The sequence below is a fragment of the Rhodovulum sp. DZ06 genome (assembly GCF_050586345.1).
Classification (GTDB): domain Bacteria; phylum Pseudomonadota; class Alphaproteobacteria; order Rhodobacterales; family Rhodobacteraceae; genus JBOCEF01.
Window position 1 is genome coordinate 51,424 of record NZ_JBOCEF010000021.1, and the last position, 23,149, is coordinate 74,572.

20 protein-coding genes are annotated in these 23,149 nt (G+C 73.1%); 8 read left to right on the forward strand and 12 right to left on the reverse strand.

Annotated elements, in window-relative coordinates; genetic code table 11:
- The first annotated feature begins 37 nt into the window (after positions 1-37).
- The 3 genes from ACQ5SO_RS11160 (at position 38) to ACQ5SO_RS11170 (ending at position 3,683) form a co-directional block, all read left to right on the forward strand.
- Positions 38-1,162, forward strand: coding sequence for an ExeA family protein (locus ACQ5SO_RS11160; RefSeq protein WP_430941676.1), 1,125 nt, complete (start codon positions 38-40; stop codon positions 1,160-1,162).
- 33 nt (positions 1,163-1,195) lie between these two features.
- Entirely contained in the window at positions 1,196-2,791 is a 1,596-nt protein-coding gene (locus ACQ5SO_RS11165) for a GumC family protein (protein ID WP_430941677.1), read from the forward strand.
- A gap of 67 nt (positions 2,792-2,858) precedes the next feature.
- Complete coding sequence (locus ACQ5SO_RS11170; protein WP_430941678.1) at positions 2,859-3,683, forward strand: CpsD/CapB family tyrosine-protein kinase; 825 nt, start codon at positions 2,859-2,861, stop codon at positions 3,681-3,683.
- A 90-nt stretch (positions 3,684-3,773) separates the two neighbouring features.
- On the opposite strand, the gene ACQ5SO_RS11175 is transcribed toward ACQ5SO_RS11170, so the two are convergent.
- Entirely contained in the window at positions 3,774-4,931 is a 1,158-nt protein-coding gene (locus ACQ5SO_RS11175; protein WP_430941679.1) for a glycosyltransferase, read from the reverse strand.
- Positions 4,932-4,993: 62 nt separating this feature from the next.
- A complete protein-coding gene (locus tag ACQ5SO_RS11180) occupies positions 4,994-5,680 on the reverse strand; it encodes a sugar transferase (RefSeq protein ID WP_430941680.1) in 687 nt (228 codons plus the stop codon).
- 451 nt (positions 5,681-6,131) lie between these two features.
- Between ACQ5SO_RS11180 and ACQ5SO_RS11185 the strand changes: the two genes are divergently transcribed.
- Positions 6,132-7,679 carry a polysaccharide biosynthesis/export family protein gene (locus ACQ5SO_RS11185; RefSeq protein ID WP_430941681.1) on the forward strand — a complete coding sequence of 516 codons (1,548 nt, stop codon included), beginning with the start codon at positions 6,132-6,134 and terminating at the stop codon, positions 7,677-7,679.
- A gap of 111 nt (positions 7,680-7,790) precedes the next feature.
- Here ACQ5SO_RS11185 and ACQ5SO_RS11190 read toward each other — a convergent pair whose 3' ends face one another.
- Positions 7,791-8,579 carry a metallophosphoesterase family protein gene (locus ACQ5SO_RS11190; RefSeq protein ID WP_430941682.1) on the reverse strand — a complete coding sequence of 263 codons (789 nt, stop codon included), beginning with the start codon at positions 8,577-8,579 and terminating at the stop codon, positions 7,791-7,793.
- Positions 8,580-8,647: 68 nt separating this feature from the next.
- Positions 8,648-10,951, reverse strand: a complete 2,304-nt coding sequence (locus ACQ5SO_RS11195) for a xanthine dehydrogenase family protein molybdopterin-binding subunit (protein WP_430941683.1) — start codon at positions 10,949-10,951, stop codon at positions 8,648-8,650.
- 224 nt (positions 10,952-11,175) lie between these two features.
- On the opposite strand from ACQ5SO_RS11195, the gene ACQ5SO_RS11200 reads away from it, so the two are divergent.
- Positions 11,176-11,427 carry a DUF3253 domain-containing protein gene (locus tag ACQ5SO_RS11200; RefSeq protein ID WP_430941684.1) on the forward strand — a complete coding sequence of 84 codons (252 nt, stop codon included), beginning with the start codon at positions 11,176-11,178 and terminating at the stop codon, positions 11,425-11,427.
- A gap of 156 nt (positions 11,428-11,583) precedes the next feature.
- On the opposite strand, the gene ACQ5SO_RS11205 is transcribed toward ACQ5SO_RS11200, so the two are convergent.
- The 5 genes from ACQ5SO_RS11205 to mnmD form a co-directional block, all read right to left on the reverse strand.
- Positions 11,584-13,839 carry a 5'-nucleotidase C-terminal domain-containing protein gene (locus ACQ5SO_RS11205; protein WP_430941685.1) on the reverse strand — a complete coding sequence of 752 codons (2,256 nt, stop codon included), beginning with the start codon at positions 13,837-13,839 and terminating at the stop codon, positions 11,584-11,586.
- Positions 13,840-14,053: 214 nt separating this feature from the next.
- A complete protein-coding gene (locus ACQ5SO_RS11210; protein ID WP_430941686.1) occupies positions 14,054-14,881 on the reverse strand; it encodes an SseB family protein in 828 nt (275 codons plus the stop codon).
- A 1-nt stretch (position 14,882) separates the two neighbouring features.
- Positions 14,883-15,923, reverse strand: coding sequence for an alpha/beta fold hydrolase (locus ACQ5SO_RS11215; RefSeq protein ID WP_430941687.1), 1,041 nt, complete (start codon positions 15,921-15,923; stop codon positions 14,883-14,885).
- The gene (locus ACQ5SO_RS11220; protein WP_430941688.1) at positions 15,920-16,552 is read right to left on the reverse strand and encodes a uracil-DNA glycosylase family protein; all 633 of its coding nucleotides are present in this window, start codon (positions 16,550-16,552) and stop codon (positions 15,920-15,922) included. The genes ACQ5SO_RS11215 and ACQ5SO_RS11220 overlap by 4 nt, the downstream gene beginning before the upstream one ends.
- A complete protein-coding gene (gene mnmD / locus ACQ5SO_RS11225) occupies positions 16,549-17,322 on the reverse strand; it encodes a tRNA (5-methylaminomethyl-2-thiouridine)(34)-methyltransferase MnmD (RefSeq protein ID WP_430941689.1) in 774 nt (257 codons plus the stop codon). Before mnmD ends, ACQ5SO_RS11220 begins: the two co-directional genes overlap by 4 nt.
- Positions 17,323-17,355: 33 nt before the next feature.
- Between mnmD and ACQ5SO_RS11230 the strand changes: the two genes are divergently transcribed.
- Together ACQ5SO_RS11230 and ACQ5SO_RS11235 are read left to right on the forward strand one after the other, a co-directional pair.
- The gene (locus ACQ5SO_RS11230; protein ID WP_430941690.1) at positions 17,356-18,507 is read left to right on the forward strand and encodes an NAD(P)/FAD-dependent oxidoreductase; all 1,152 of its coding nucleotides are present in this window, start codon (positions 17,356-17,358) and stop codon (positions 18,505-18,507) included.
- Between the two features lie 29 nt (positions 18,508-18,536).
- Complete coding sequence (locus tag ACQ5SO_RS11235) at positions 18,537-19,124, forward strand: MOSC domain-containing protein (RefSeq protein ID WP_430941691.1); 588 nt, start codon at positions 18,537-18,539, stop codon at positions 19,122-19,124.
- Between the two features lie 143 nt (positions 19,125-19,267).
- Here ACQ5SO_RS11235 and ACQ5SO_RS11240 read toward each other — a convergent pair whose 3' ends face one another.
- On the reverse strand, positions 19,268-20,080 hold the full coding sequence (locus ACQ5SO_RS11240; RefSeq protein ID WP_430941692.1) for a hypothetical protein: 813 nt from the start codon (positions 20,078-20,080) through the stop codon (positions 19,268-19,270).
- A 397-nt stretch (positions 20,081-20,477) separates the two neighbouring features.
- Between ACQ5SO_RS11240 and folD the strand changes: the two genes are divergently transcribed.
- The gene (folD, locus tag ACQ5SO_RS11245; RefSeq protein ID WP_430941693.1) at positions 20,478-21,407 is read left to right on the forward strand and encodes a bifunctional methylenetetrahydrofolate dehydrogenase/methenyltetrahydrofolate cyclohydrolase FolD; all 930 of its coding nucleotides are present in this window, start codon (positions 20,478-20,480) and stop codon (positions 21,405-21,407) included.
- Between the two features lie 197 nt (positions 21,408-21,604).
- On the opposite strand, the gene ACQ5SO_RS11250 is transcribed toward folD, so the two are convergent.
- Positions 21,605-22,054, reverse strand: a complete 450-nt coding sequence (locus ACQ5SO_RS11250; protein WP_430941694.1) for a PaaI family thioesterase — start codon at positions 22,052-22,054, stop codon at positions 21,605-21,607.
- A 125-nt stretch (positions 22,055-22,179) separates the two neighbouring features.
- Positions 22,180-22,872, reverse strand: coding sequence for a ligase-associated DNA damage response endonuclease PdeM (gene pdeM, locus ACQ5SO_RS11255; protein ID WP_430941695.1), 693 nt, complete (start codon positions 22,870-22,872; stop codon positions 22,180-22,182).
- Positions 22,873-23,149: the final 277 nt, after the last annotated feature.

The window sequence follows — 23,149 nt, forward strand, 5'->3', positions numbered from 1 at the left end:
GCGCCCCAGATTTCCGCCAACGACGCGGAGCGGCGCCATGCGTGATCTTTCCCGCATGTACCTGGAGCATTTCGGCCTGAAGGAACGCCCCTTCACGCTGGTGCCCGACCCGGAGTTCCTGTTCTGGGCCCGGCCGCATTCCAAGGCCTACACGATGCTTGAATACGGCATCGCCAGCCACGCGCCGATCACCGTCATCACCGGCGAGGTCGGGGCGGGCAAGACCACCCTGCTGCGCCGCCTGCTGTCCGAGATCCCCGACGAATACTCGATCGGCCTGATCTCCAACGCCACCGGCGGGCGGGGCGAGCTGCTGCACTGGGTGATGATGTCGCTCGGCCAGGACGTGCCGCAGGGCGCCACCTACGTGCAGGCCTTCCGCCAGTTCCAGGACTTCCTGGTCGACGAATACCGCCAGGGCCGCCGCACCGCGCTGATCTTCGACGAGGCGCAGAACCTGCAGGAAGAGACGCTCGAAGAGCTGCGGATGTTCTCCAACATCAATGCCGACAAGGACGAGCTGCTGCAGCTGATCCTCGTCGGCCAGCCCGAGCTGCGCGAGCTGGTCCACCGCCCGCACCTGAGCCAGTTCGCCCAGCGGATCGCGTCGGAATTCCACCTGCGCGCGCTGAACGAGGGCGAGACGAAGGGCTATATCGACCACCGGCTGACCGTCGCCGGGGCCGAGCGGCAGGTGTTCGACGAGGACGCCTGCATCCTGGTCCACGCCGCCTGCCGCGGGGTGCCGCGGCTGATCAACCAGCTGTGCGACTACGCGCTGGTCTACGCCTTCGCCGAAGAGCTCGACATGGTCGACGCCGGCGTGGTGCGCGAGGTGCTCGAGGACCGGCGCGAATTCGGCGTGTTCTCGGACCCCGACGTGGTGCTGGGGCCGAACGCGCCCCAGGCCCGGCCGCGCGCGCCGAAACCCGCGCCCGGCGAGGCCGCCGCGCACCAGGCCGCGCCCGACCAGGCCGCGCTCGACCAGGCCGGGCAGCCCCCGGCGCCGGACGCGCCCGCTGCGCCGCAGGCGCAGCCCGGCGGGGCCCCGGCCGCGGACGGCGCGCCGCCGCAAGACGGGACCGCGCCAGGCGGGCCTGGGCCGGACGGGACGGTGGATGAGAACGTGTTTTATGGAATTTGGGGAGAGCGGAAGGTCTGAGCCGCGACAGGCCCGCCCCGCCGGAGCGAAACCATGCAGAACGATTTTGACATTCGGTTCCTGTTCTCGATTTTCCTGAGACGGTTCCCCATCTTCATCCTGACCGCGGTGCTGTGCTTCGGCGCCGCCGCGGGCGTCGCCGTGGTGCTGCCGCCGGTCTACAAGGCCTCGGCCACCATGCTCGTGATCTCGCAGCAGATCCCCTCGGCGCTGGCCCAGTCCACGGTCACCGTCGACGCGGTCGAACGCATCAAGGTCATCGAGAAGCAGCTGATGGTCCGCGACACGCTGCTGGCCATCGAGGAGGACTTCCAGGTTTTCCCGCAGCGCGCCAGCATGTCGCCCTCGACCGTGGTCGAGGCGATGCGCAAGTCGACCCGGTTCGAACAGGCCCGCCTCGGCGCCACCCGCCGCGGCGGCGGCGGCGCGCTGGCCTTCACCATCAGCTTCTCGGCCAACTCGGCCCAGGTCGCCGCGCGCGTGACCAATGAATTCGTCACCCGGATCCTGGAGCGCAACGTCCAGCTGCGCACCACCACCGCCGCGGGCACGTCGGAGTTCTTCGAACAGCAGGTCGCGCGGCTCGAGGCCGAGCTGACCAAGCTCGAACTCGACATCGTCAGCTTCAAGCGCGAGAACGCCGGCAAGCTGCCCGAAACGCTCAACTATCGCCGCGACCGGCTCGGCCTGCTCACCCAGGCCCGCCAGCTGCAGCAGCGCGAGCGCGCGTCGCTTCTGAACCAGCGCGAGCTGCTGGTGGCCGCGATCTCCAGCCAGACCAAGCCCGAGGCGCAGATGACGCCGGAGGAGAAGACCCTGGCCGAGGTCAGGCGCGCCCGCGCCCTGCGCCGGGCGATCCTGTCCGAGAACCACCCCGAGATCCGGGCCCTCGATTCGCGCATCGCCGCGCTGGAGGGGCTGGTCGAGGAGCAGCGCGCCGCCGCCGAGAAGGCCGTCGCCGAGGGCGCGGTCCCGGCCCCGACCACGCCGATGGAGCGCGAGCGGGCGATGATCGACAAGCGGGTCGAGGAGCTGGACAGCCAGATCGCCGAGCTGTCGACCGAGATCGACCAGCTCGCCTCCTCGATCGCCGAGACGCCGAACATCGAGATGGCCCTGCGCACGCTGAACCGCGAATATGACGGCCTGCGCGAGGAATTCGCCGCCGCCCGCGCCAAGCTCGCCTCCGCCGCCACCGGCGAGCAGCTCGAGCTCAAGCAGCAGGCGGAGCGGTTCGAGGTGGTCGAACAGGCGACCCTGCCCGAGCGGCCGATCAGCCCCAACCGGCCGATGATCCTGATGGCCGGCGCCGTCGGCGGCGTGGGCGCCGGGCTCGGCTTCATCATCCTGCTGGAACTGATGAACAAGACCATCCGCCGCCCGTCCGAACTGGCGCGGATCGACATCACGCCCATCGCCATCGTGCCCTATATCTACACGGCGAAGGAGATGCGGAACCGCAAGATGCTGCGGATCTCCATCATCCTCGGCTTCGTGCTGCTCGTCGCCGTCGGCTCCTACGTGGTCCACTACTACTACATGCCGCTGGACCTGCTGCTGGAGCGGCTGATCCAGCGGGCCCGGATCGACGACGCGATCAAGCTGGTCCGCACCCGGCTGAATTTCTGATCCCGCCCGCGCGGCGCCCCCGCCCCGGGGGCGCCGCGTGCAGCGGCCATTGCACGAGGAAGAATTCATGGAACGGCTCAAGGCGGCGATCTCCAAGGCCAAGACGACCCGCGGCGAGGGCGGACCGCGCGTGCGCGGCCCGGCCGAGCCGCGCTTCACCCCGCGCGGCGACACGCCGATGATGTGGAACGAGCTGCCCCAGGCCGAGCTCGACACCCGCGCGCTGACCCAGGCGCGGGTGGTGACGGAATCGAAAGAGAACCCGGCCCACATCGCCTTCGACATCCTGCGCACCAAGCTGCTGAAGCTGCTGGAGCGCAACGAGTGGACCTCCATCGCCATCACCTCGCCGACCCAGGCCTGCGGCAAGACGATGATCTCCACCAACCTCGCCTTCAGCTTCGCGCGCCAGAAGACCAACCGCGTGGTGCTGTGCGACGTCGACCTCAAGCGGCCCGCCGTGCGCAAGGTGCTCGGCGCCGGCGGCTCGACCTCGATGGGCGAGTACCTGAGCGGCAATGGCGGGCTGACCGACCATTTCCGCAAGTACTCCGACAGCCTCGCGGTCTGCGTGACCAACCAGTCGATGCGCCATTCGGCCGAGGTGGTGCAGGCGCAGACCGCCTTCGACGCCATCGACACGATGAAGCGCGAGCTGCGCCCGCATGTCATCATCTACGACCTGCCGCCGATGCGCGCCTCGGATGACGCGATCTCGTTCATGTCGCACGTGGACTGCGTGCTGCTGATCGCCTCGGCCGGCATCTCCACGGTGCGCGAGATCGACGATTGCGAGAGCCAGCTCTCGGAGCTGACCCATGTCGCGGGCGTGGTGCTGAACAAGTACGACGTCGAGACGGACCGCTACTACGACTACGACTATTACGGCTGAGGGGCGCCGCCCCCGCCGGAACGGAAAAGGGCGCGCCCGGCCGGGCGCGCCCTTCTTCATGTCCGGGTCTCATGTCCGGGGCAGGGCGGCTCAGGCCGCGTCCTGCCGCCCGTCCAGGTTCTCGATCCCGTCCAGCGGCAGGTGCGGGGCGGCGGCGCGCAGCGCGTCCGCCAGCCCGGCGCGGAAATGCTCCGGCCCGAATTTCGCGGCATGGGCGGCGATGCGGGCGACGTCCATCCGCGGCTCGAGCTCGGCCTCGAACCGGTCCATCGCGGCGCGCAGCCCCTCGGCGGTCTGCTCCTCGAACAGAAGCCCGGTCTCGCCGTCCACCACCGTGTCCAGCGCCCCGCCCTTGCCGAGCGCGATGACCGGCCGCCCGCAGGCCATGCTTTCCAGCGGGACGATGCCGAAATCCTCGACCCCCGGGAACAGCAGCGCGCGCGAGGAGCGATAGAGCGCGGCCATCCGGTCGTCCGGCACCCGGCCCAGGAACTCCACGTTCGGCGGGGCCGTCGCCTCCAGCCGCTCGCGCTCACCGCCCGAGCCGACGATCTTGAGCTTGCGGTTCGTGCCGCGCACCGCCTCGATCGCGAGGTCGGGGCGCTTGTAGGAGACGAGCTCGGACAGGAACAGGTAATGCTCGCCCGGCGCTTCCTCGGCCGGGCGATAGGCGGCGAGGTCGACGGGCGGGTGAACGACGGTCGAGTCGCGCCCCCAGACCCGTTTCACCCGGCGGCGCACGAAGTTCGAGTTGGCGACGATGCTGTCCACCCGCTGCGCGCCCACGGCGTCCCAGATGCGCAGCCCGGGGGCCACCGCCTCGAACACCTTGCGGGCGGGCCAGGACAGCCCGTCCTTGTAGGAATGGTACTGGTCCCAGATATAGCGCATGGGCGAGTGGCAGTAGCACAGGTGCACCGCGTCCACCGGCGCGATCACGCCCTTGGCCGGACCGCTTTCGGAGGAGATCACGAGATCGTAGCCCGAGAGGTCCAGCTCCTCCAGCGCGCGGGGCATCAGGGGCAGCATCTTCTGGTAATGCTTCCGCCCGCCCGGCAGCCGGCCGATGAAGGTCTCGGTGATCTTGTGCCGGCGCAGCAGCGGCGAGATGTTCTCGGGGATGCAGGCATGGGTGTAGATGTCCGCCTGCGGGAACATCATGCAGAGCTGTTCGAGCACCCGCTCGCCGCCCCGCATGCCGACCAGCCAATAATGGATGATCGCCACGCGGATGTCGGTGGAGGTCATGGGATCGCCTTGTCGTTCGAGGTCCGGCCGGCGCATGGCCCGGGGGCCATGCGCGGGACAGCTTACTTGCCGGTCGGCTTCACGACCACCCCGGCGGTGCGCAGCAGGATGCCGAAATCCATCGGCAGCGTGTACGCCCGCTGGTACTCGACATCCATGCGCACGCGCTCGTCATAGGCGACGTCGTTGCGCCCCGAGACCTGCCACATGCCGGTGACGCCGGGACGGACCGCCAGGTAGGCGCCGCGGGCGTGGCCGTATTTCTCCAGTTCGTCCTCGGGCACCGGGCGCGGGCCGACGAAGGACATGTCGCCGCGCAGCACGTTCCAGATCTGCGGCAGCTCGTCCAGCGAGGTCTTGCGCAGGAAGGCGCCGAGGCGGGTGATGCGCGGGTCGTTGGTGAGCTTGCGCTCCGCCTCCCACTCGGCCGCGGCCTCGGGGTCGTTGGCCAGGTGCTCGACCAGGCGCTCCTGCGCGTCGGCGACCATGGTGCGGATCTTCCAGCAGCGGAACCGCTTGCCGTCGCGGCCGACGCGGGTGTGGCCGAAGAACGGGTTGGCCCCGTCCTGCCGCTTCACCGCCAGCGCCAGCGCGCCGATCACCGGCGCCACCATCGGAAGAATGAGAATGGCGAGCGCGATGTCGCAGACCCGCTTGCCTCCCGCGCGATAGGTCGAGGCGTTGCCGCGGGCCGGGACGTCGAATTCGTCCGTGCGCGATACGCCGTGGTCAACCCTGAGATCGGCCATAATGCACCTGTTAATCCCAATGGGCCGGACGGGCTGAACGCGCCCGAATCCGTATGCCCAACACACCTAAAATTTTCCCCTGCGTTTAGGAAAAAGGATTCCTTAAGGAATCGCAAGTCGGTTTTTCCGCATTGCCGCAGAGGACGCAGCACGCACGGTCAAATCATGCTGCAACTGCGAAATATGGTAAAGTGGTTAATCCTGCGGCGCGCCGCCCCGTGGCGGGGCCGCAACATCTGTTGAACTTGGGTTAAAACGCAGTGACCGCGGGGCGCGAAGCCAAGTACCATGCGGCGCGCGCACGCTCCGTCCCCATGGTCGGGCAGGGCGCAGAGCAGGCGGGGCGCGCCCCGCGAAACAGCGACGCGGCAGGACCATCCGGTCGCGGAAACACAAAAGCCGGCAAGGCTTTGACAGGTTCGGGGCGAGACGGATCATGCACAGGAAATTGATGGCTGTCGCCTGCGCGGCGGCATTCGGGCTGAGCGGCTGCGGGGTGATCTACACCGTCCCCGACGTGTCCGAGGCGGCGGGGGATGTCGATGTCCGCGTCGTCGCGATGACCTTCGAAACCGCGGCGGAGGCCAATCTCTCGGCCTATACCCCGGCGCGGCTGCCCCCCTATTTCCGGCCCGAACCCGCGCCGCAATCGCCGCGCCTCGGCGTGCCGAACGTGCGCACGCCGCAGATGCCCGACCTCGCCGCCCAGGCCCGCCGCGACGGCCAGGCCCGGAATGTGAGCGTCAACCTGCCCGAGGGCGCCGCCCAGCGGACCCGCGGCCCCGGCGTCGCCGCCACCCGCATGCCGCCCCCGTCCGAGCCGCGCCCCTACCGCATCGGCGTCGCCGACGTGGTGCTGCTGGCCGCCAACACCGCGGGCGCCGAGCTTAACGACGTGCCCGCCCTGATCGCGGCCCAGAGCCGCCGCCAGGGCTATATCGTGCAGGATGACGGCGCCATCGCCGTGCCGGACGTGGGCCGCGTGCGCATCGCCGGCAAGACGCTGGAAGAGGCCGAGGCCGAGATCTTCAACGCCCTCGTGGCCCAGCGCCTCGACCCGACCTTCAGCCTCGAGATCGCCGAGTTCAACTCGCAGCGCGTCTCGGTCGGCGGCGACGTGCGCAGCCCCACCCTCGCGCCCATCACCCTCAAGCCCACCACGCTGACCGAGGCGCTCTCGCTCGCCGGCGGCGTGACCGGGACCGACACCGACTACGCCGTGGTCCGCCTGTTCCGCAACGGCGAGGTCTACCAGGCCCCGCTGTCGCGCCTCTATGGCGAGAACGGCCTGCAGGACGTGCTGCTGCGCGACGGCGACAGCGTCTATGTCGACACCTCCTATGACGAGGAGCAGGCCCGCCGCTATTTCGAAGAGCAGCTGCGCCTGCGCCAGGCCGAGCTGGCCGAGCGGGAGTTCGCCTTCCGCCAGCTCCAGGCCGATATCGACGAGGTCCGCCTGCAGCAGACCCTCGCGCAGTTCGAGATCCAGAAGGCCCAGCTGACCCAGGCGATCGCGCGGATGCGCATCGACGTGGCCAGCTACAACAACGCGGTCGCCAACCAGGCCGGGCTGGAGGACGCCCGCCAGCGCGAGGCGTTCCAGGCGCGGCTCGAGCTCGGGGCCGTGAAGCGCGACTACGCCTACCTGGCGGGCGAGCTTCGGATCAACGCGCCCTCGCGCATCGCGCTGCCGTTCGAGAACCGGCTGATGCTGGCCGACGCGCTGTTCCACACCCTGTCGCCCAACGCGCAGTTCGCCGATTACGGCGAGATCTACGTGCTGCGCAAGGGGACCGCGGGCGGTGATTTCGGCGCGGTCACGGCCTATCACCTCGATGCCGACAACGCCGCGGCGCTGACCCTGGCCACGGATTTCGAGATGCGCCCCAACGACGTGGTGTTCATCTCGGCCCAGCCGGTCACCTCCTGGAACCGCGTCATCTCGCAGCTGACGCCGCAGATCTTCCTGCAGGCGGCGACGACGGCCAACGGCCTCTGAGCCGCCTCTGGGCCATCGGGGGGGCCGCGGCCCCCCGCCGCGAAAGGAAAAGGGCGCCGGGATCCCCTCCCGGCGCCCTTTTTCATGCGCGGCCGCCCGGTCCGGCGGGCGTCACTCCTCGACCTGGATGAACTCCACTTCGCCGTCCAGCAGCCGCGCGGCGGTGAGGCGGCCCGAGAAGAACGCCCCCGTGTCCACCGCGATGCGGCCATGGCGGGCGTCGGCCTCGTCCACCACGTAATGGCCGTGGACCACCCACTTGCCGTCCTCGCGCAGCTCGGAGCGGAAGCTGGGCGCGCCCCAGATCAGCGCGCGCTCGGCCTGGAGGCTGACGGGCACCGTCGGGTCGCCCCCGGCATGGGCGAAGAACACGTCGCCGAACAGGGCCGAGCTCGGCAGCATCCGCAGCGCCAGGGCGCTGTCGCCCATCGCCTCGGACAACCGGCGGGCGGCGTCCAGGAGCCCGTCGGGCGGGGTGCTGGTCGACACGCCGCCGACGCCGTAGCTCATCAGCGTCTGAAGCCCGCCATTGCGCAGCCAGCGGCTCCCCTCGCTCACCGGGTCGGCGAGGAAGTTCAGCAGCATCTCCTCGTGGTTCCCGCGCAGCATCACCACGTCGCCGTCGGTCGCCGCCGGGTTGCCGCCGACGAGGTGCAGCAGGTAGTCGACCACCTCCTTGCTGCGCTCGCCGCGGTCCACGTAATCGCCCATGAAGACGACGCGCGGGTTGTCGAGCTGCGCGGCCTCGGCGTCCTGGGCGATGGCGCGCACGAGGGGGGCGAGCAGGTCGAACCGGCCATGCACGTCGCCGACCGCATAGGTGGGCCGGTCGATGACGAGGGGGGCGTCGAACCGCTGGGGTTCGGGCTCCGCGAACATCCGCTTGATGATGCCGAACATGGCCTCTTCTCCTCGTCACTCTGCGGCCGGGGGCGGGCCGTCCGGGCGCCGCCCCCGCCCTTACACGCTTACGCCGCGTCCGCGTCCCTGATCCAGCCCCAGACGCGCTGCGGGGTCATGGGCATGTCGACATGCCGCACGCCCGCGGGCCACAGGGCGTCGAGCCCGGCATTGGTCACCGCCGCCAGCGCGCCGACCGTTCCCGCCTCGCCGCAGCCCTTCATGCCGATGGGGTTGGCGGTCGAGGGCGTGGGTTCGGAATGGAACGGCACGTTGGGCACGTCCTTCGCCCTCGGTATCGCGTAATCCATGAAAGAGGCGGAAAGAAGCTGCGCGCCTTCATCATGCGCGACCCGCTCGGTCAGCGCCTGGCCGATGCCCTGGATCACGCCGCCATGGACCTGCCCCTCGGCCAGCATCGGGTTCATCAGCACCCCGAGGTCATCCACCACGGTGTAGCGCACCACCTGCATGTGGCCGGTCTCCGGGTCCGCCTCCACCTCGGCGATATGGGCGCCGTTGGGGTAGGAGCGTCCGGGGACGGTGTTCTCCCGCTCGGTGGTCAGAAGCTCGGTCTTGCCGGCCTTGCGGGCGGCGACCGACAGCTCCATCAGCGTGATCGCCTTGTCGGTGCCCGCGACGCGCCAGGCGCCGTCCGAGAATTCCAGGTCGGCGGCGGGGGCCTCGAGCTCCTCCTCCGCAAGCGCCCGGAACTTCTCGATCATCTCGTCCGAGGCGGCGTTGATCGAATTGCCCTGCATGGTGACCGAGCGGGACCCTCCGGTGCCGCCGCCGGTGGCGATCAGGTCGGAATCCCCCATCCGAACGCGGATCCTGTCGAACGGGAGGCCCGTGCGCTGGTGCAGGATCTGGGAATAGACCGTCTCGTGCCCCTGGCCGTTGGACTGGGTGCCGACATAGAGGTCGAGGCCCCCATCCTCGGCGAACTCGATCCGCGTGGTTTCGTTCTGCGCCCCGAGGATCGATTCGATGTAACAGCACAGGCCCCGGCCCAGCAGGCGCCCGCGCCCGGCGGCCTCGGACCGGCGGGCCTCGAAGCCCTCCCAGTCGGATTCGCGCAGCGCGCGGGTCAGCACCTTGTCGAACTGGCCGACGTCATAGGTCTCTTCCACCGCGGTGGTGTAGGGGAAGGCCTCGGGCGGGATGAAGTTGATGCGCCGGATCTCCTCCTGCCCCATGTCGAACTGGCGGGCGGCGGCGTCCATAAGGCGTTCGAGCGCGTAGATCGCCTCGGGGCGGCCCGCGCCGCGATAGGCGTCGACGGGGGTGGTGTTGGTGTAGACGCCCTTCGTCTCCATCAGGATCAGCGGCACGGCGTAGACGCCGGGGGCGACGAACTTGGCCAGCTCGGACTGGATGAACTGGCCGTAGCCGGAATTGTAGGCGCCGAGGTTGGAGGTGATCGACACGTGCAGCGCGGTCAGCCGCCGGTCCTTGTCGAAGGCGCCGCGGATGGTGGTGACGTTGTCCCGCCCGCTCACATCCGTGACCATGGCTTCTGAGCGGTCGGACATCCAGCGCACCGGCCGGTCCAGGCTGCGCGCGGCATGGGCGAGGGCGAGGTATTCGGGATAGGCGAAACCCTTCATCCCGAAGCCGCCGCCGATATCGGCGGGGTTGGTGATGCGCACCTTCTCGGGCGCCAGCGCCATGCGGCGGGCGAGCTGGTCCTTCAGCCCCCACACGCCCTGGCCGTTGAAGGCAAGGTGCAGCTTGCCCGCGGCCGCGTCCCATTCGGCGAAGGCGCCGCGCGGCTCCATCGAGGCGGCGATGACCCGGTTGTTGACCAGCGGCAGCGTCACCACGTCGTCGGCGGCGTCGAAGGCCTGCATCACCGCGACCGCGTCGCCGAAGGCCCAGTCATAGGCCTGGTTGCCCGGCGCCTCGGGGTGGATCTGCGCGGCGTTGGCGGCGGCGGTCGGGTCGGCGTTGGCGGGCAGCTCTTCCCACTCGAATGCGATCAGTTCCGCCGCGTCGCGCGCCTGGGCGAGGGTGTCCGCCAGCACCATGGCGACCGCCTCGCCGGCATAGCGCACCGTGTCGGTGGCGATGGCCGGGCGGCGCGGGGCGGCGCCCGGGGCGCCGTCGCGGTTGGTCACCGTCGCGCCGTCGACGCCGTTCTCCACCGCCGCGTCGAGATCGGCCCCGGTGATCACCGCGGCGACGCCCGGCGCGCCCCGGGCGGCCGAGACGTCCAGCGCGGTGATCTTCGCATGGGCGACCGGCGCGCGCAGGAAGGCGGCGTGCAGCGCCTCCGCGGGCGCGATGTCGTCGATATAGCCGCCCGCGCCCGTCAGAAGGCGGGGGTCCTCGACCCGGCGGACCGGCTGGGACGTGCCGAACTTGGTCATGATGCGTCGCTCCCTGTCTGGCGCATGGCCCGGCCTCCCCGCCGGGTGCGCCATGCCCATATAGCGTGTGAAAACCGGGTTTCGACAATGCCCCGCTGCAACGCCATATGTGCGGTGCAGCATCCAAGGGTGCAAGATCGTTGAACAAATCGTCAATCATTCACATGCGCGCCGCTCGCTTGGTGGTAGAGTCCGAGCCGAAACTGGGAGGACCGAATCAAGACATGCCTGATGATTCCCGCATCGCAGAGACCCTGCTCGACCTCGCCCGCGACCGCGGGCCGAGCTCGAGCTTCTGCCCCTCCGAGGCCGCGCGCGCGCTGTCCCCGGCGGAGTGGAAACCCCTGATGCCCCGCGTGCGCGAGGTGGCGAGCCGCCTGCAGCGCGACGGGCTGATCAGCGTGACCCAGTCGGGCCGGGCGGTTGATGCGCTCGAGGCCGAGGGCCCGATCCGGCTGTCCCGCCCGATGCACTGACGGCGCCTCGGCGCCCCGTGGGGCGTCGCGCGCATCCCTCTAGTCGCCCCGGCGCCCCCTGGGGCGTCGCGGAGATGCCGAACGGCGCCGTCGACAACGCAACGCCCGCCCCGGAGGCCCCGGGGCGGGCGTCTTGCCTTCCCCGGGCGCGCGCGGTCACAGCGCCAGCCGCCGCAGCCCCCAGCCGTTTCCATCCGTGCCGAGATCCTCGACGCGCAGCCCCCCGGTCATCGCCGCCGCGGTCCGCCCCGCCGGCGCCTCGGGCGAGGTGCGCAGCACCGCCGACGCCCCGGGAACCGATCCGAAGCGCCAGCTGAAGCGCGGCGTCGGGTCCGCCCCGGGCGTCGCGGCCAGGTAGTCGGCCAGCAGCTCCGCCGTCGAGGCGCGCGGCGCCGGGAGCGCCGTCAGCTCCCGCACCCCCGGGAACGCCCCGCCGCCCCCGGCGCGATAGGCGTTGGTCGCGATCACGAAGCGGTCCGAGGCGCGCAGCAGGCGCCCGGCATGGCGCAGGTCGCGGATCCGCCCCTCCTCCGGGCGCGCGCCCGTGGGTTTGCCGAGCGGGTCGAACAGCGCGGGGCGGGACAGGTCCACCTCCCATTCCAGCCCGTCGATCAGGTCGAGATTGTAGGGCGCCGCGTCCGGGTGCAGCAGGATCCGGTCGGTTTCGCCCGGCGCGACCTGCGCCCAGGCGGCGGCCGAGCGTTCCAGCCACAGGCGCAGCCCCGCGCCGTCCACCAGCAGCAGCGCGGCGGTGTTCGGGAACGGGTAGATGGTGGCGAGGTGGCGGCGTTGCAGCGCCCCGGCGCGGATCCGCAGGTAGCCGCGCGGGCCCGCCAGCCACCCGGCCCGGAACGGCGCCGAGACGGCGAGCCGCGGCAGCCCGGCGAAGGCGCTGAGCGCGGGGTCCTCTGCCCGGTCCAGCGCCCGGTCCATCCAGCGCCGCTTGGCGAGGGTCACCAGCTGCACCGCCGCGGTGTCGGCGACCATCGCGAACCAGGTGTTGATCGGGGTTGAGATGCTGCCCGCCGGTCGGCGCAGGATCTCGAGCGTGCGGCGATGCGCCGGGTCCGCCGCCGCGCGGACCGCGGCGGCGAGCGGGCTGGACGCGGGATCGCGGCACGGCGCCGCCCCCTCGCCGGACGGGGCCGCACTGGCCGCCGTCGTCCCGGAAGCCGTCGCCCCGGAAGCCGTCGCCTCGGCCCGGGGCGCCCGCGCCCCGGCCGGGGAGGCCAGGGCCGCCGGGGCGGCGGGCGGCGGCGGGTCGCCCGCGGTCGGTCCGGCCCGGGCGAGAAGCGTGTCGCCCGCCGCCGCCCCCGCCGCCGGGGCCGGGCGCGCCGCGGCCGCCCCGGCGAAGGCGGCGCCCTGCGCCGGCGGCGGCGCGGCGACGGCGGCCGGCGCGGGGATCCGCCCGGCATCGGCGCTGCCGACATTGGCCGCCAGCCGCGCCGTGCCGCCCGCGGCGCGCCAGCGGGTCCCGTCATGGCGCAGCCGCAGGTCGATCACGCCCAGCCGCTCGGCCCGGAAGCCGGGCATCGCCGCGGGCTTGCCATGCAGCGTCCCCGCCGCCGGATCCACGCCCGCGATCCCGGCGAAGTCGCGCCCCGGCAGCCGCCGGTGCTGGTGCCCGGCCAGAACCGCGTCCACCGCGGGCAGCAGCGCGATCTCGAGCGCCACGTTCTCGGCGCCCGGCCCGCCCGGCTCGGCCGCCACGCCGGTATGGGCCAACGCCACCACCACCTCGGCCCCCGCGTCGCGCAGCTGCTCCGCGGCGCGGGCGGCGGCATGCACCGCGTCCTCGGACACCGCCTTGTCCGACAGAAGCTCGGCATCCCACATCGTCGTCTGCGGCGGGCAGATCCCGAACACCCCGACCTTCACCTCGCGCAGCCGCCCGGCGCCGTCGCGCACGCGCGGGCGCAGCATCGTCGAGGCGGCGAACAGCCCCGCCCCCCCGGCCGCGCCCGGCGCGCGCAGGTTGGCGCAGAGCATCGGGAAGGCGGCGTCCTCCACCGCCTCGCGCACCAGGTCGAGCCCGAAATTGAAGTCGTGATTGCCCAGCGCCGCCGCATCGACCCCGAGCGCGTTCATCGCGGCGATCACCGGGTGGGCCTCGGGCCTGCGCCCGTCGCGCCGCGCCGCCGCCGCCTCGGCCGCCGCCTGGTCGCCCAGCGGCGTGCCCTGCAGCGTGTCGCCCCCGTCCAGCAGCAGCGCCCCGGGGGATTCGGCCCGCAGCGCCTCGATCTGGGCGGCCAGCGCCACCAGCCCGATCCCGGGGGCCGAGCGGTCCTCCTGGTAATCCCAGGGCATCAGGTGGGCATGGACGTCCGAGAGGTGGAGCAGGCGCAGGGCGGCCTCGTCCGCCCCCCGCGGGGGGCGGGGGGTCGTCTCGGCATGGCGCGCGATCTGCGTCATGGGTCCCCCTCCCTGCCCGCGACGGCCTCCACGGCGATGGCCGCGCCCCAGGCCGAGGGGGCTGAACTTGGGATTAATTTACAACCCTGAGTAGATCAGTCACCCCCTTTTTTTCATAAACCGAGCGGTTCGGCGCGGCGGCGCGCGCGAACGCGCGCGATCGCGCGTCGACGCGCGAAGGGAGAGATGCCGCGGGGAGGGGGCCTGCGCGCGCTCAGCGCAGGATCGGCGGCGCGTCGGGGTCCGATCCGGGCGCCTTCGGGGCCGCGCGGCGGGCGGGCTTCTGCGGCTCGGGCAGGTCGACGCCGAGGCCGAGCCGCCGGGCGCGCTCCAGCAGCGGCTCGCCCTCGACCGCGAAGGCGGCGTCGAGCTCGGGCAGGCTCGCCCCCGCCAGCCGCCCGGTATCGGCCAGCGCGCGCGCGGTGGCGGCCTCGGCCTCGGCGCGGGTGGCTTCATCCGCCTTCTCGGCCCCGTTCAGGCGCAGCACCAGCAACAGGCGCGCCGAGCCGTCGGAGAACTGCGCCTCGGTCAGCCAGGCCTCGGCCAAGGAGGGCGCGAGGGCGGCGAGCTTCGGGCCCAGCAGCTCCAGCGCGCCGGGGGGCAGCGGCCCGGGGGCGGCGATCGCCTCGGGGCGCGCGGCCTCGGCCTCGACCTCCCCGGCCAGCGCCTCGGCGGCCCAGTCGACCGTGGCGGCGTCCCAGAACAGCTCGGACTCGGCCACGCCGGGGTTCACCGCGAGGCAGACGCCCGACCCCGCGAAGGTCGAGACCAGCGCCCGGCCGGGGATCTGGATATGGGCGACGGGGCCGTCGGCGAATTCCGCCAGCCGGTCCTCGGCGTCGAAGGCCAGCGCGGTCGGCCCGGCCTCGAGCTCCAGCAGGCGGGGCTTGAAGCTGTCATCGGTCCCCGGCTCCTCCTCGAGCAGCAGCCAGAGGGGGGCGGCGAGGAGCGCGTCGGCGACGCGGCCCGCGGTTTCGGGCGCCTGGCCCGCGTCGCGGGCGGCGAGGACGGCGCGGTCGAGGGGCGTGGCGGCGTCGGTCATGTCAGTCTCCCGGTTGGGCTCCCGGTTGGGGCGCGGGCGTGTCGGGCGTCTCGGCGGGCGGCGTCGGGGCCAACATCCAGTCCGCGACGCGGGACCAGACCCGGGACGCGCCGCGGTCGCGCAGCAGCATGTGCCATCCCCCGGGTGCATATTCCAGCCGCGCCGGTCCCGGCAATGCGGCAGGCAGCGCCTCGACCGAGGCGGGGGAGACGACTTCCTCGTTCTCCCCCAGCAGGATCAGCGCCGGCAGGTCCGCGCCGGGGGCCGCGTCCAGCGCTTCGTCCATCAGCCGCACCAGCCCGAGGAACTCCCGCCCCGAGGGGGCCGCGTAGTGCAGCGGGTCGCGCGACAGGGCGACCAGCATGTCCCAGTCGTCGGTGGGCTGGATCTCCACCACCCCCTCGCCGGTCCAGCGCTTGTCCGGGGCGATCTGCGCCGCGCTCCAGGCCGAGAGGCGCAGGATGGGGTTGAGGTTGTCGCCGCCCCAGACCGCGGGGGCGAGCAGGATCAGCCCCGCGGCGCCCGGGAACCCGCCGCGCCCGGCGGCGGCCAGCGCCACCGCGCCGCCCATGGAGTGCCCGGCGACGAAGACCGGCGTTCCGGGGTGGCGCGCGGCGACGGCGGCGAAGGCGGCGGCGGCGTCCTTGGGCAAGGTCTCGGCCCCCGGCCAGCGCATCCGCCCCGGCGCCCGGCCGAAACCGCGCTGGTCGGGCGCGTAGGCGGCGATGCCGCGCGCGGCCCACGCCCGCGCCGCCCGCCCGAAGGTCGAGGCGCCGTAATCGCCATAGCCGTGGAGGGCCAGGAGGACGGCCTTCGTCTCGCCCTCGGCGGGCCAGTGGGCGACGGGGAGGGTCGCGCCCGGGGCCTCGGCCGCCAGGGTGAACATCAGCGGCGGGGCGGTGAGGCGCTGGTTCTCGCCCTCGGGGTCCGGGACCGGGGCGGGGCGCAGCTCGGCGCCGGCCAGCGGCGGGCGCGGGTCCATCGCCCCGCCCCCCGCGCAGGCGGCGAGGACGAGGAGGAGGAGGGGCGCGAGGCGCTTCATGCCGGGGCCTCCGCCAGCGCTTCGGCCACGCGGGCGCGGAGCCAGGGCGTGACCTCCTCCTCGAACCACGGGTTGCGGCGCAGCCAGGCGGTGTTGCGCCAGCTCGGGTGCGGCATGGGCAGGAGGGCGGGCGTCTTGCCCGTGTTGGCGCGCCAGTCGCGCACCGTCTCGGCCACGCTGCGCTTGCCCCCGAGGTGCCAGCGCTGGGCATGACCGCCGACCAGCAGCACCAGCGACAGGCGCGGCATGGCGGCCATCGCCTGCGCGCGCCAGGTGCGGGCGCAGAGGGCGGGCGGCGGCAGGTCGCTTCCCTTCGCGTCATAGCCGGGGAAACAGAACCCCATCGGCAGGAAGGCCATCCGCGCGCGGTCATAGAACGCCTCGCGGCCCAGCCCCATCCAGCCGCGCAGCCGGTCGCCCGAGGCGTCGTCGAAGGGAAGGCCGGACTCCTGCACCCTTGCGCCCGGCGCCTGCCCGGCGACGAGGATCCGGGCGGTGGGCGAGATCCAGGCCACGGGCCGCGGGTCGTGGGCCGTCGCCGTGGCGGCGAAGCGGTCGGCGCAAAGACGGCAGGCCGAGATGCGGGAGAGGAGGTCTTCGGCGTCTGGGGCGGGGGGCGGGCCGCTCATGCCGCGCCCTCGGGGCGCAGGCGGGCGACGGTCATGTGCCGCTTGGTCCCGAAGCCGGGCCGCCGGGTCACCTCGAACCCCGCGGCCGAGAGCGCCCGGCGCACGTGGCCCGCGGCGGTGTAGCTGGTCGCCGTGCCCCCCGGCGCGGTGCGGCGGGCGACGGCGCAGAGAAGCGCCGGTTCCCACAAGGCCGGGTTCCGCCGCGGGTCGAACCCGTCGAGGAACCAGGCCTGCGCCAGCAGCCTTGTGCGCGGGACCGTCACCCGCGCATCCCCCAGCACCACGCGCAAGGACAGGCCGGGCAGGGCGATGCGCCGCTCCGCCTCGCCCTCCGCCGCCGCCCAGGCGGGGAGGAATTCCGCCGACAGGGCGGCGAGCTCGGGGAACGCGGCATGGGCGCGCGCCATGTCCGCGGCCGCCATCGGGTGCAGCTCGAAAGAGGTGACGTGGAGCGTGCCGCGGTTCGCGTCGCCCGCCTTCCGCCAGGCCTCCCACGCCGCCAGCGTGGCGAGGCCCGCGCCGAAGCCCAGCTCGCCGATATGGAACGCCTCCGCCCCCGCCATCCGCGCGGGCAGACCGGCGGCCTCGAGGTAATTGTACCGCGTTTCGGCCAGCCCGTCGGTCACCGAGTAATACGGGTCGTCATAGAGCTCCGACACCGGCACGGCGCCCGCCGCCCCCGCGCGCCACGACAGGTCGGGCGCTGCGGCGGGGGATGCTGCGGCGGGGGATTGCGCGGGCGGCTGGGGTCTGGTCTGAAGGCGGCTCATCTCGGCCCGACAATAGGCGAAGGAGGCGGGGGCTTGGCAAGCGACGCGCTCGTGATCGGCGGCGGGGCCTTCGGGCTGAACGCCGCGCTGGCCCTGGCGCAGGCGGGGCGGCGGGTGACGCTGGTCGACCCGGCGGGGGGCGCGGGGGATCCCGGCGCCGCCTCGATGGGGCTGGTCGGCGCGCTTGGTCCGCACCTGCCCGCGCCCTGGACGCCGCTGAAAGCCCTGCAATTCGAGGCGCTTGTGTCGCTGCCCCTCCATGCCGCCGCGCTCGAGGCCGCCACCGGCCTGTCCCCCGGCTGGCGCGCCACGGGCCGCCTGCAACCCCTGCACGACGATGCGGCGTGGGAGCGGGCGGCGAGCCGCGCCCCCGGCGCCGCGCCGATCTGGGCCGAGGCGCTGGACGCGGCGCCGGCCCCGCTGCGGGACGGCGCCCGCGCGGCCTTCGGCTGGGCGGAGGGCCCGCGGGCCGAGATCGTGGATGCGCCGCCGGACCCCGCCTGGATGGCGCCCCCGGCGCGGGGGGCCTGGTGGGACGACCTCGCGGCCCTGATCTCCCCCCGCCGCTATTGCGCCGCGCTGGCCGCCGCCTGCCGGGCCGAGGGGGTGGAGTTCGTCGCCGCCCGCGCCCGCGCGGTGGATGAAGGGGGCGCGGACACCGATGCCGGGCGTCTCTCCGCCGCGCTGACCGTGGTCGCCGCGGGGGCGGGATCGGCGAAACTCCTCGCCGGGAAGCTGCCGCTGGCGCTCTCGGCCGAGAAGGGCCAGGCCGCTTTCTTCAACATCGCCCCGCCGCCCGGCGCCATGCTGATCCACCAGGGCGGCATCTGGATCGTGCCCCACGCGGACGGCATCGCCGTCGGCTCGACGGCCGAGAAGAACTGGCCCGCCCCCGGCCCCGACCCGCTGCTGGACGGGGTGCTGGAGCAGGCCGCCGCGCTCTGCCCCCTCCTCCTCGGCCGCGAGGCGGATGAGCGCTGGGCCGGCCTGCGCCCCCGCGCGCCTGGCCGCGGCCCGCTCCTGGGGCCTGTCCCGGGGCGCGGAGACGCGCAAGGCGGCTTGTGGGCGGCGACCGGCGGGCACAAGATCGGCGTCGCCCTTTCGCACCACGTCGCGCGGCTGCTGGTCCGCGCCCTCGGCGGCGCGCCCTTGCCCGGGGGCCTCGCCCCCGCAGACCGCATCTGACGCCCGCACCTGATCCCACGGAGCCTTCCATGACCCGCCTCACCCCTTCCGACTTCGTGGCCGAGATCACCTGGACCGGCGTGGTCCCGGACCGCGCCGTGTCGCTCGCCGCCAATCCCGTGGACGTGCTCGAGCTCGGCTTCGACGGCGCCGCGGGGGATTGCCATGGCGGCGCCACCCGGCCCTCCTGCTCCCGCGTCATCAAGCAGTACCCGCAGCGGGGGACCGAGATCCGCAACGCCCGCCAACTCTCCATCCTCTCGGTCGAGGAGATGGCGGCGACGGCGCATGACATGGGGATCTCCATGCTCGAACCCGCCTGGGTCGGCGCCAACCTGGTGATCGAGGGGATCCCGGATTTCACCCAGGTTCCCCCGGCCTCGCGGCTGGTGGCCGAGGACGGGACCGCCTCCATCGCCATCGACATGGAGAACGGCCCCTGCCGCTTCCCCGCCGACCTGATCGAGACGCACCACCCGGGGCTGGGGCGCGGCTGGACCAAGGCGGCGATGGGACGGCGCGGCGTGGTGGCCTGGGTCGAGCGGCCCGGCGCGCTGAAGGTCGGCGACAGGCTGCGCCTGCACCTGCCGCCCGCGATGGGGTGGGCGCATTATTGAACTCACTGCGGGGGGCTTCCGCCCCCCGATCCTCCCGAGCAGGGGGGGAGCCCCCCTGCACCCCCCTTTTTTACGGCGGGGCCTGAAACGCGAAACGGGCCCGCATCGCGGGCCCGTTTTTGCGTCTGCGGGTCTGCGACGGATCAGGTCCGGTCGGCCTTGCCCGGGGCGCGGTCGCGATAGACCTCGTTCAACTCCGTGAACGGCTCGCGCGGCGGTCCCGGGTTCAGGCCCGGAAGATCGGCGCGGTCCTGGTACGAGGCCGAGCGCGGCTGCGCCGGGTCCGGCGCGTCCGGGGACACCAGGATCACCACCTTGCGCTGCGTCGCCTCCTCCTCTGAGATCGCCGAGCGCCCGGCCGAGGTCAGCGCCGCGATCGCCGAGGCGATGATCCCCTTCGGCGCCTCCGCCTCCAGCGCGGCCGCCTGCTCGGGCGTCGTCCGCTCGCCCGGCGCGGGGCGCGGGACCGGCAGCGGCGCGTAAGTCAGCGCCGCGCCCAGCAGCCCGGCGCCCGCCAGCTCGCCGGGACCGGAGCGCTGCGGAGAGCTGAACGGGTCGATCGCCGCGAAGATCGCCGGCGAAATGCCGATGGCCCCCGCCACCTCCTCGCCGACCTCCTCGTCCTCGACCAGCGCCGAGGCCGCGCCCGCGACCAGCGCCGGCAGCCCCATCTCGCCGCGCATGTGGCGGCTGATGTCGGCGGCGCGCGTCGTCATCTCCTCGGCGAAGGCGAGGGCGGGTTCGGCCAGGGCTTCGGGGGAGCGTCCCTTGAGGGGCGCGGTGCGGACGGTGGTGAAATGCGCGCCGTTGTTGGATGGAGAGGTCTGGCGGCCGCGGAGGTCATTCCACATGTCCGCCCGCGAGACGCGGGGGCCGCTCTCGTTCCGGCCCAACTCGGACCCGGCGACCACGACGAACGCCGCGATCAACAACATGCCGCCGTAAAGCTCTTTCATTACGCGCCGCCATGCGCGACGGACCTTCCCGGCGTTCTGCCGGGGGCGCCGTCGCCTTCACCTAAACAAACATCGACTCTGACTAAGGTACCACGTTCAGCATGAACAAGTGGATCAGATTCGGACGGAATCCAAGCCCAACCCGTCATGGAAATGCCTTACGAAACCTTTTTGCGGCAATTTCTGGGACAAAATGCCCCGAGGGTGACGCGGAAAGGCCCCACCGGGTCGCGAATCGCAGGTCGCCCGGGAGCGCGATTTCCAAACTGAGTCGGCCGCGGCCGCCGCTGCGACTCAGCTTGTCCTTGCCATGTGCAGGGGAGCGGTCCAGAGAGCGGGCGTCGCCTGACGGGGCCCCCGCGGGGGGCGACTCGCGGCCAGTGCAGGAGAACGACATATGACCGGATCCGACACCGCCGGGGCGCAAGGCGCCGCCCGCATCATCGACGGCAAGGCCTTCGCCGAGGGGCTGCGCGCCCGCATCTCGGCCCATGTCGCGCGCATGGCCGAGCAGGGCGTCACGCCCGGCCTGGCCGTCGTGCTGGTGGGCGAGGACCCGGCCAGCCAGGTCTACGTCGCCTCGAAGGCGAAGCAGACCGTCGCCTGCGGGATGAAGAGCTTCGAGCACCGCCTCTCCGCCGACACCTCCGAGGCGGACCTGCTGGCGCTGATCGAGCGGCTGAACGCCGATCCCGAGGTGCACGGCATCCTGGTGCAGCTGCCGCTGCCGGGGCACCTGAACAGCGACCTGGTGATCAACTCGATCGACCCGGCCAAGGATGTCGACGGGTTCCACATCTCGAACGTGGGCCTGCTGGCCACCGGGCAGGACGCGCTGGTGTCCTGCACCCCGCTCGGCTGCCTGCTGATGCTGCGCGAGGAGCTGGGGAACCTCTCGGGCCTCAACGCCGTGGTGGTGGGCCGGTCGAACATCGTGGGCAAGCCGATGGCGCAGCTGTTGCTGCGCGAAAGCTGCACGGTGACCATCGCGCATTCGCGCACCAAGGACCTTGGCGCGGTCTGCCGCGGGGCGGACATCCTGGTGGCGGCGGTGGGCCGTCCGCAGATGATCCCGGGCGACTGGGTGAAGCCGGGCGCGACGGTGATCGACGTCGGCATCAACCGCATCGACGCGCCCGAGAAGGGCGAGGGCAAGACGCGCCTGGTGGGCGACGTCGATTTCGACAGCGCGGTGAAGGTGGCCGGGGCGATCACCCCGGTGCCGGGCGGCGTCGGGCCGATGACCATCGCCTGCCTGCTGGCCAACACCGTCACGGCGGCGAGCCGCATCCACGGGCTGCCCAAGCCCGAGGACCTGTCGATCTGACCTCCGCCTGACTTCCGGCCGACCTCCGGGCCGAGACCGCGCCGCCGGATCCCGCAGGATCCGGCGGCGCTTTCTTTCTGCGCCTTCGCTCCCCGCGTGCGGCCGGCCTCGGGGGGGCGGGGCCCCCCGCTCGGCCGCCCGGCCGCGCCATGGCGAGGGGCGCGAGGGGCGTCGGCGTTGCGCCGGGCGCGGCGCGCCTAGCCCATCCCGTCCATGCACATCATGGTGCCGAGCAGGGTCGCCACGTGGACCGGCGCCCGCCCCTCCGCCTCGGCCCAGACGTCCGCGCGGACCACCGTCAGCCGCCGCCCCGCGCGCTCGACCCGGCCGACGGCGCGCAGCCGGTCCCCGGCGCCCGGCGCCATCAGGTTGATCTTCATCTCCACCGTCATCACCCCGTCCCCGGCCTCCATCAGGCTCTGCGCCGCGAAGCCCGCCGCGTTGTCGCCCAGCGCGAAGGACAGGGCGGCATGGGCGACGCCGTGATGCTGCGCCGTGGCCGGCGTGATCGGGGCCGAGAGCGTCACCTCGCCCGGCGACGCGGCGTCCATCCGCGCGCCGAGGGTCTGCATCATGCCCTGGGCGGCGAAGGCGGCCTCGATCCGGGCGCGCCAGTCGGGGGTGCGGGGGGTGAAGTCGGTGCTCATGGGGGCGGAGGATGGCGGCGGGGCGGGGCGTCGGCAAGAGGGGAGGCGTGGCGGGGGCTTCCGCCCGGCATCGCAGTGCGCTGCCCCCCCGACCAGGGGGAGATCCCCCTGGACCCCCCCTTTTTTTATCTCGCGTGGCGTCTTCCTGGCCGTCGCGCCCGCAGGCCCGAGAGCGGCGCGGGGCGCACGGCGTCGCCGCAAAGCAGCGCCAGCCCTTCCGGCATCAGCGCCGTCAGCGGCTCGGACCCCACGTCCAGCCCGCCGGTGAACGCCCCGAAGGCGGGCAGCACCAGCCGCCGCCCATCCAGCAAAAAGCACCGCCGCCGCGCCCCGCCGATCCGCGCCTTGGGGTGCCAGTGGGCCGAGACCTCGGGGTCGTCCTCGTCCGCCTCGGCGATGTGGCGGAACACCGGGCCGCCCGGCGAGGGCCGCAGCTCGGCCACCCATGCGCCGGGCAGGGCCGCCGGACCCGGGTCGTGGTTCCCCGCGATCCACACCCAGTCCCGCCCCGCCGCCAGCGTGCTCAGCCGCGCCAGCGCCTCATCCTCGAGCCGCGCCGCGGCGGCGGCGTCGTCGAACCCGTCCCCGAGGCTCACCACCACCGCCGGGCGCAGCGCCTCGACCTCAGCCGCCAGCCGGTCCAGCGTCTCCCGCGCCTCATAAGGCGGCAGCGCCGCCCCGCCCCACAACGCCCCGCGCTGGGCGCGCCCCAGGTGCAGGTCCCCGACCGCCAGCAAGCGCAGCGCAGGCCACCACAGCGCGCCCGAGGGGCGGGCGTGCAGAAGGGCGTCGCCAAGGGTGAAAGCGTGGTCGGTCATGGGTCGGTGTTAGCGGAATGTTCTCGGGGCGCCAAGTCGGCAGGCGGTGTCGGGGGGACCAGTCCCCCCGAGCCCCCCAGGCAAGGGGGCTCGCCCCCTTTGCAAACCCCCATTGCGGAGTTGGGGAGGGGGTGTGGGGGGGGGGGGGGGGGGGGGGGGGGGGGGTTGTTCCCCCCCCCCCCCCCCCCCCCCCCCCCCCCCCCGCGCCCGCGCCGTGGGACGAAAGTCGGAGGGCGGCCCGGGGGCGCGGGACGGGCGCGCGGATCCGGCCTTGCGC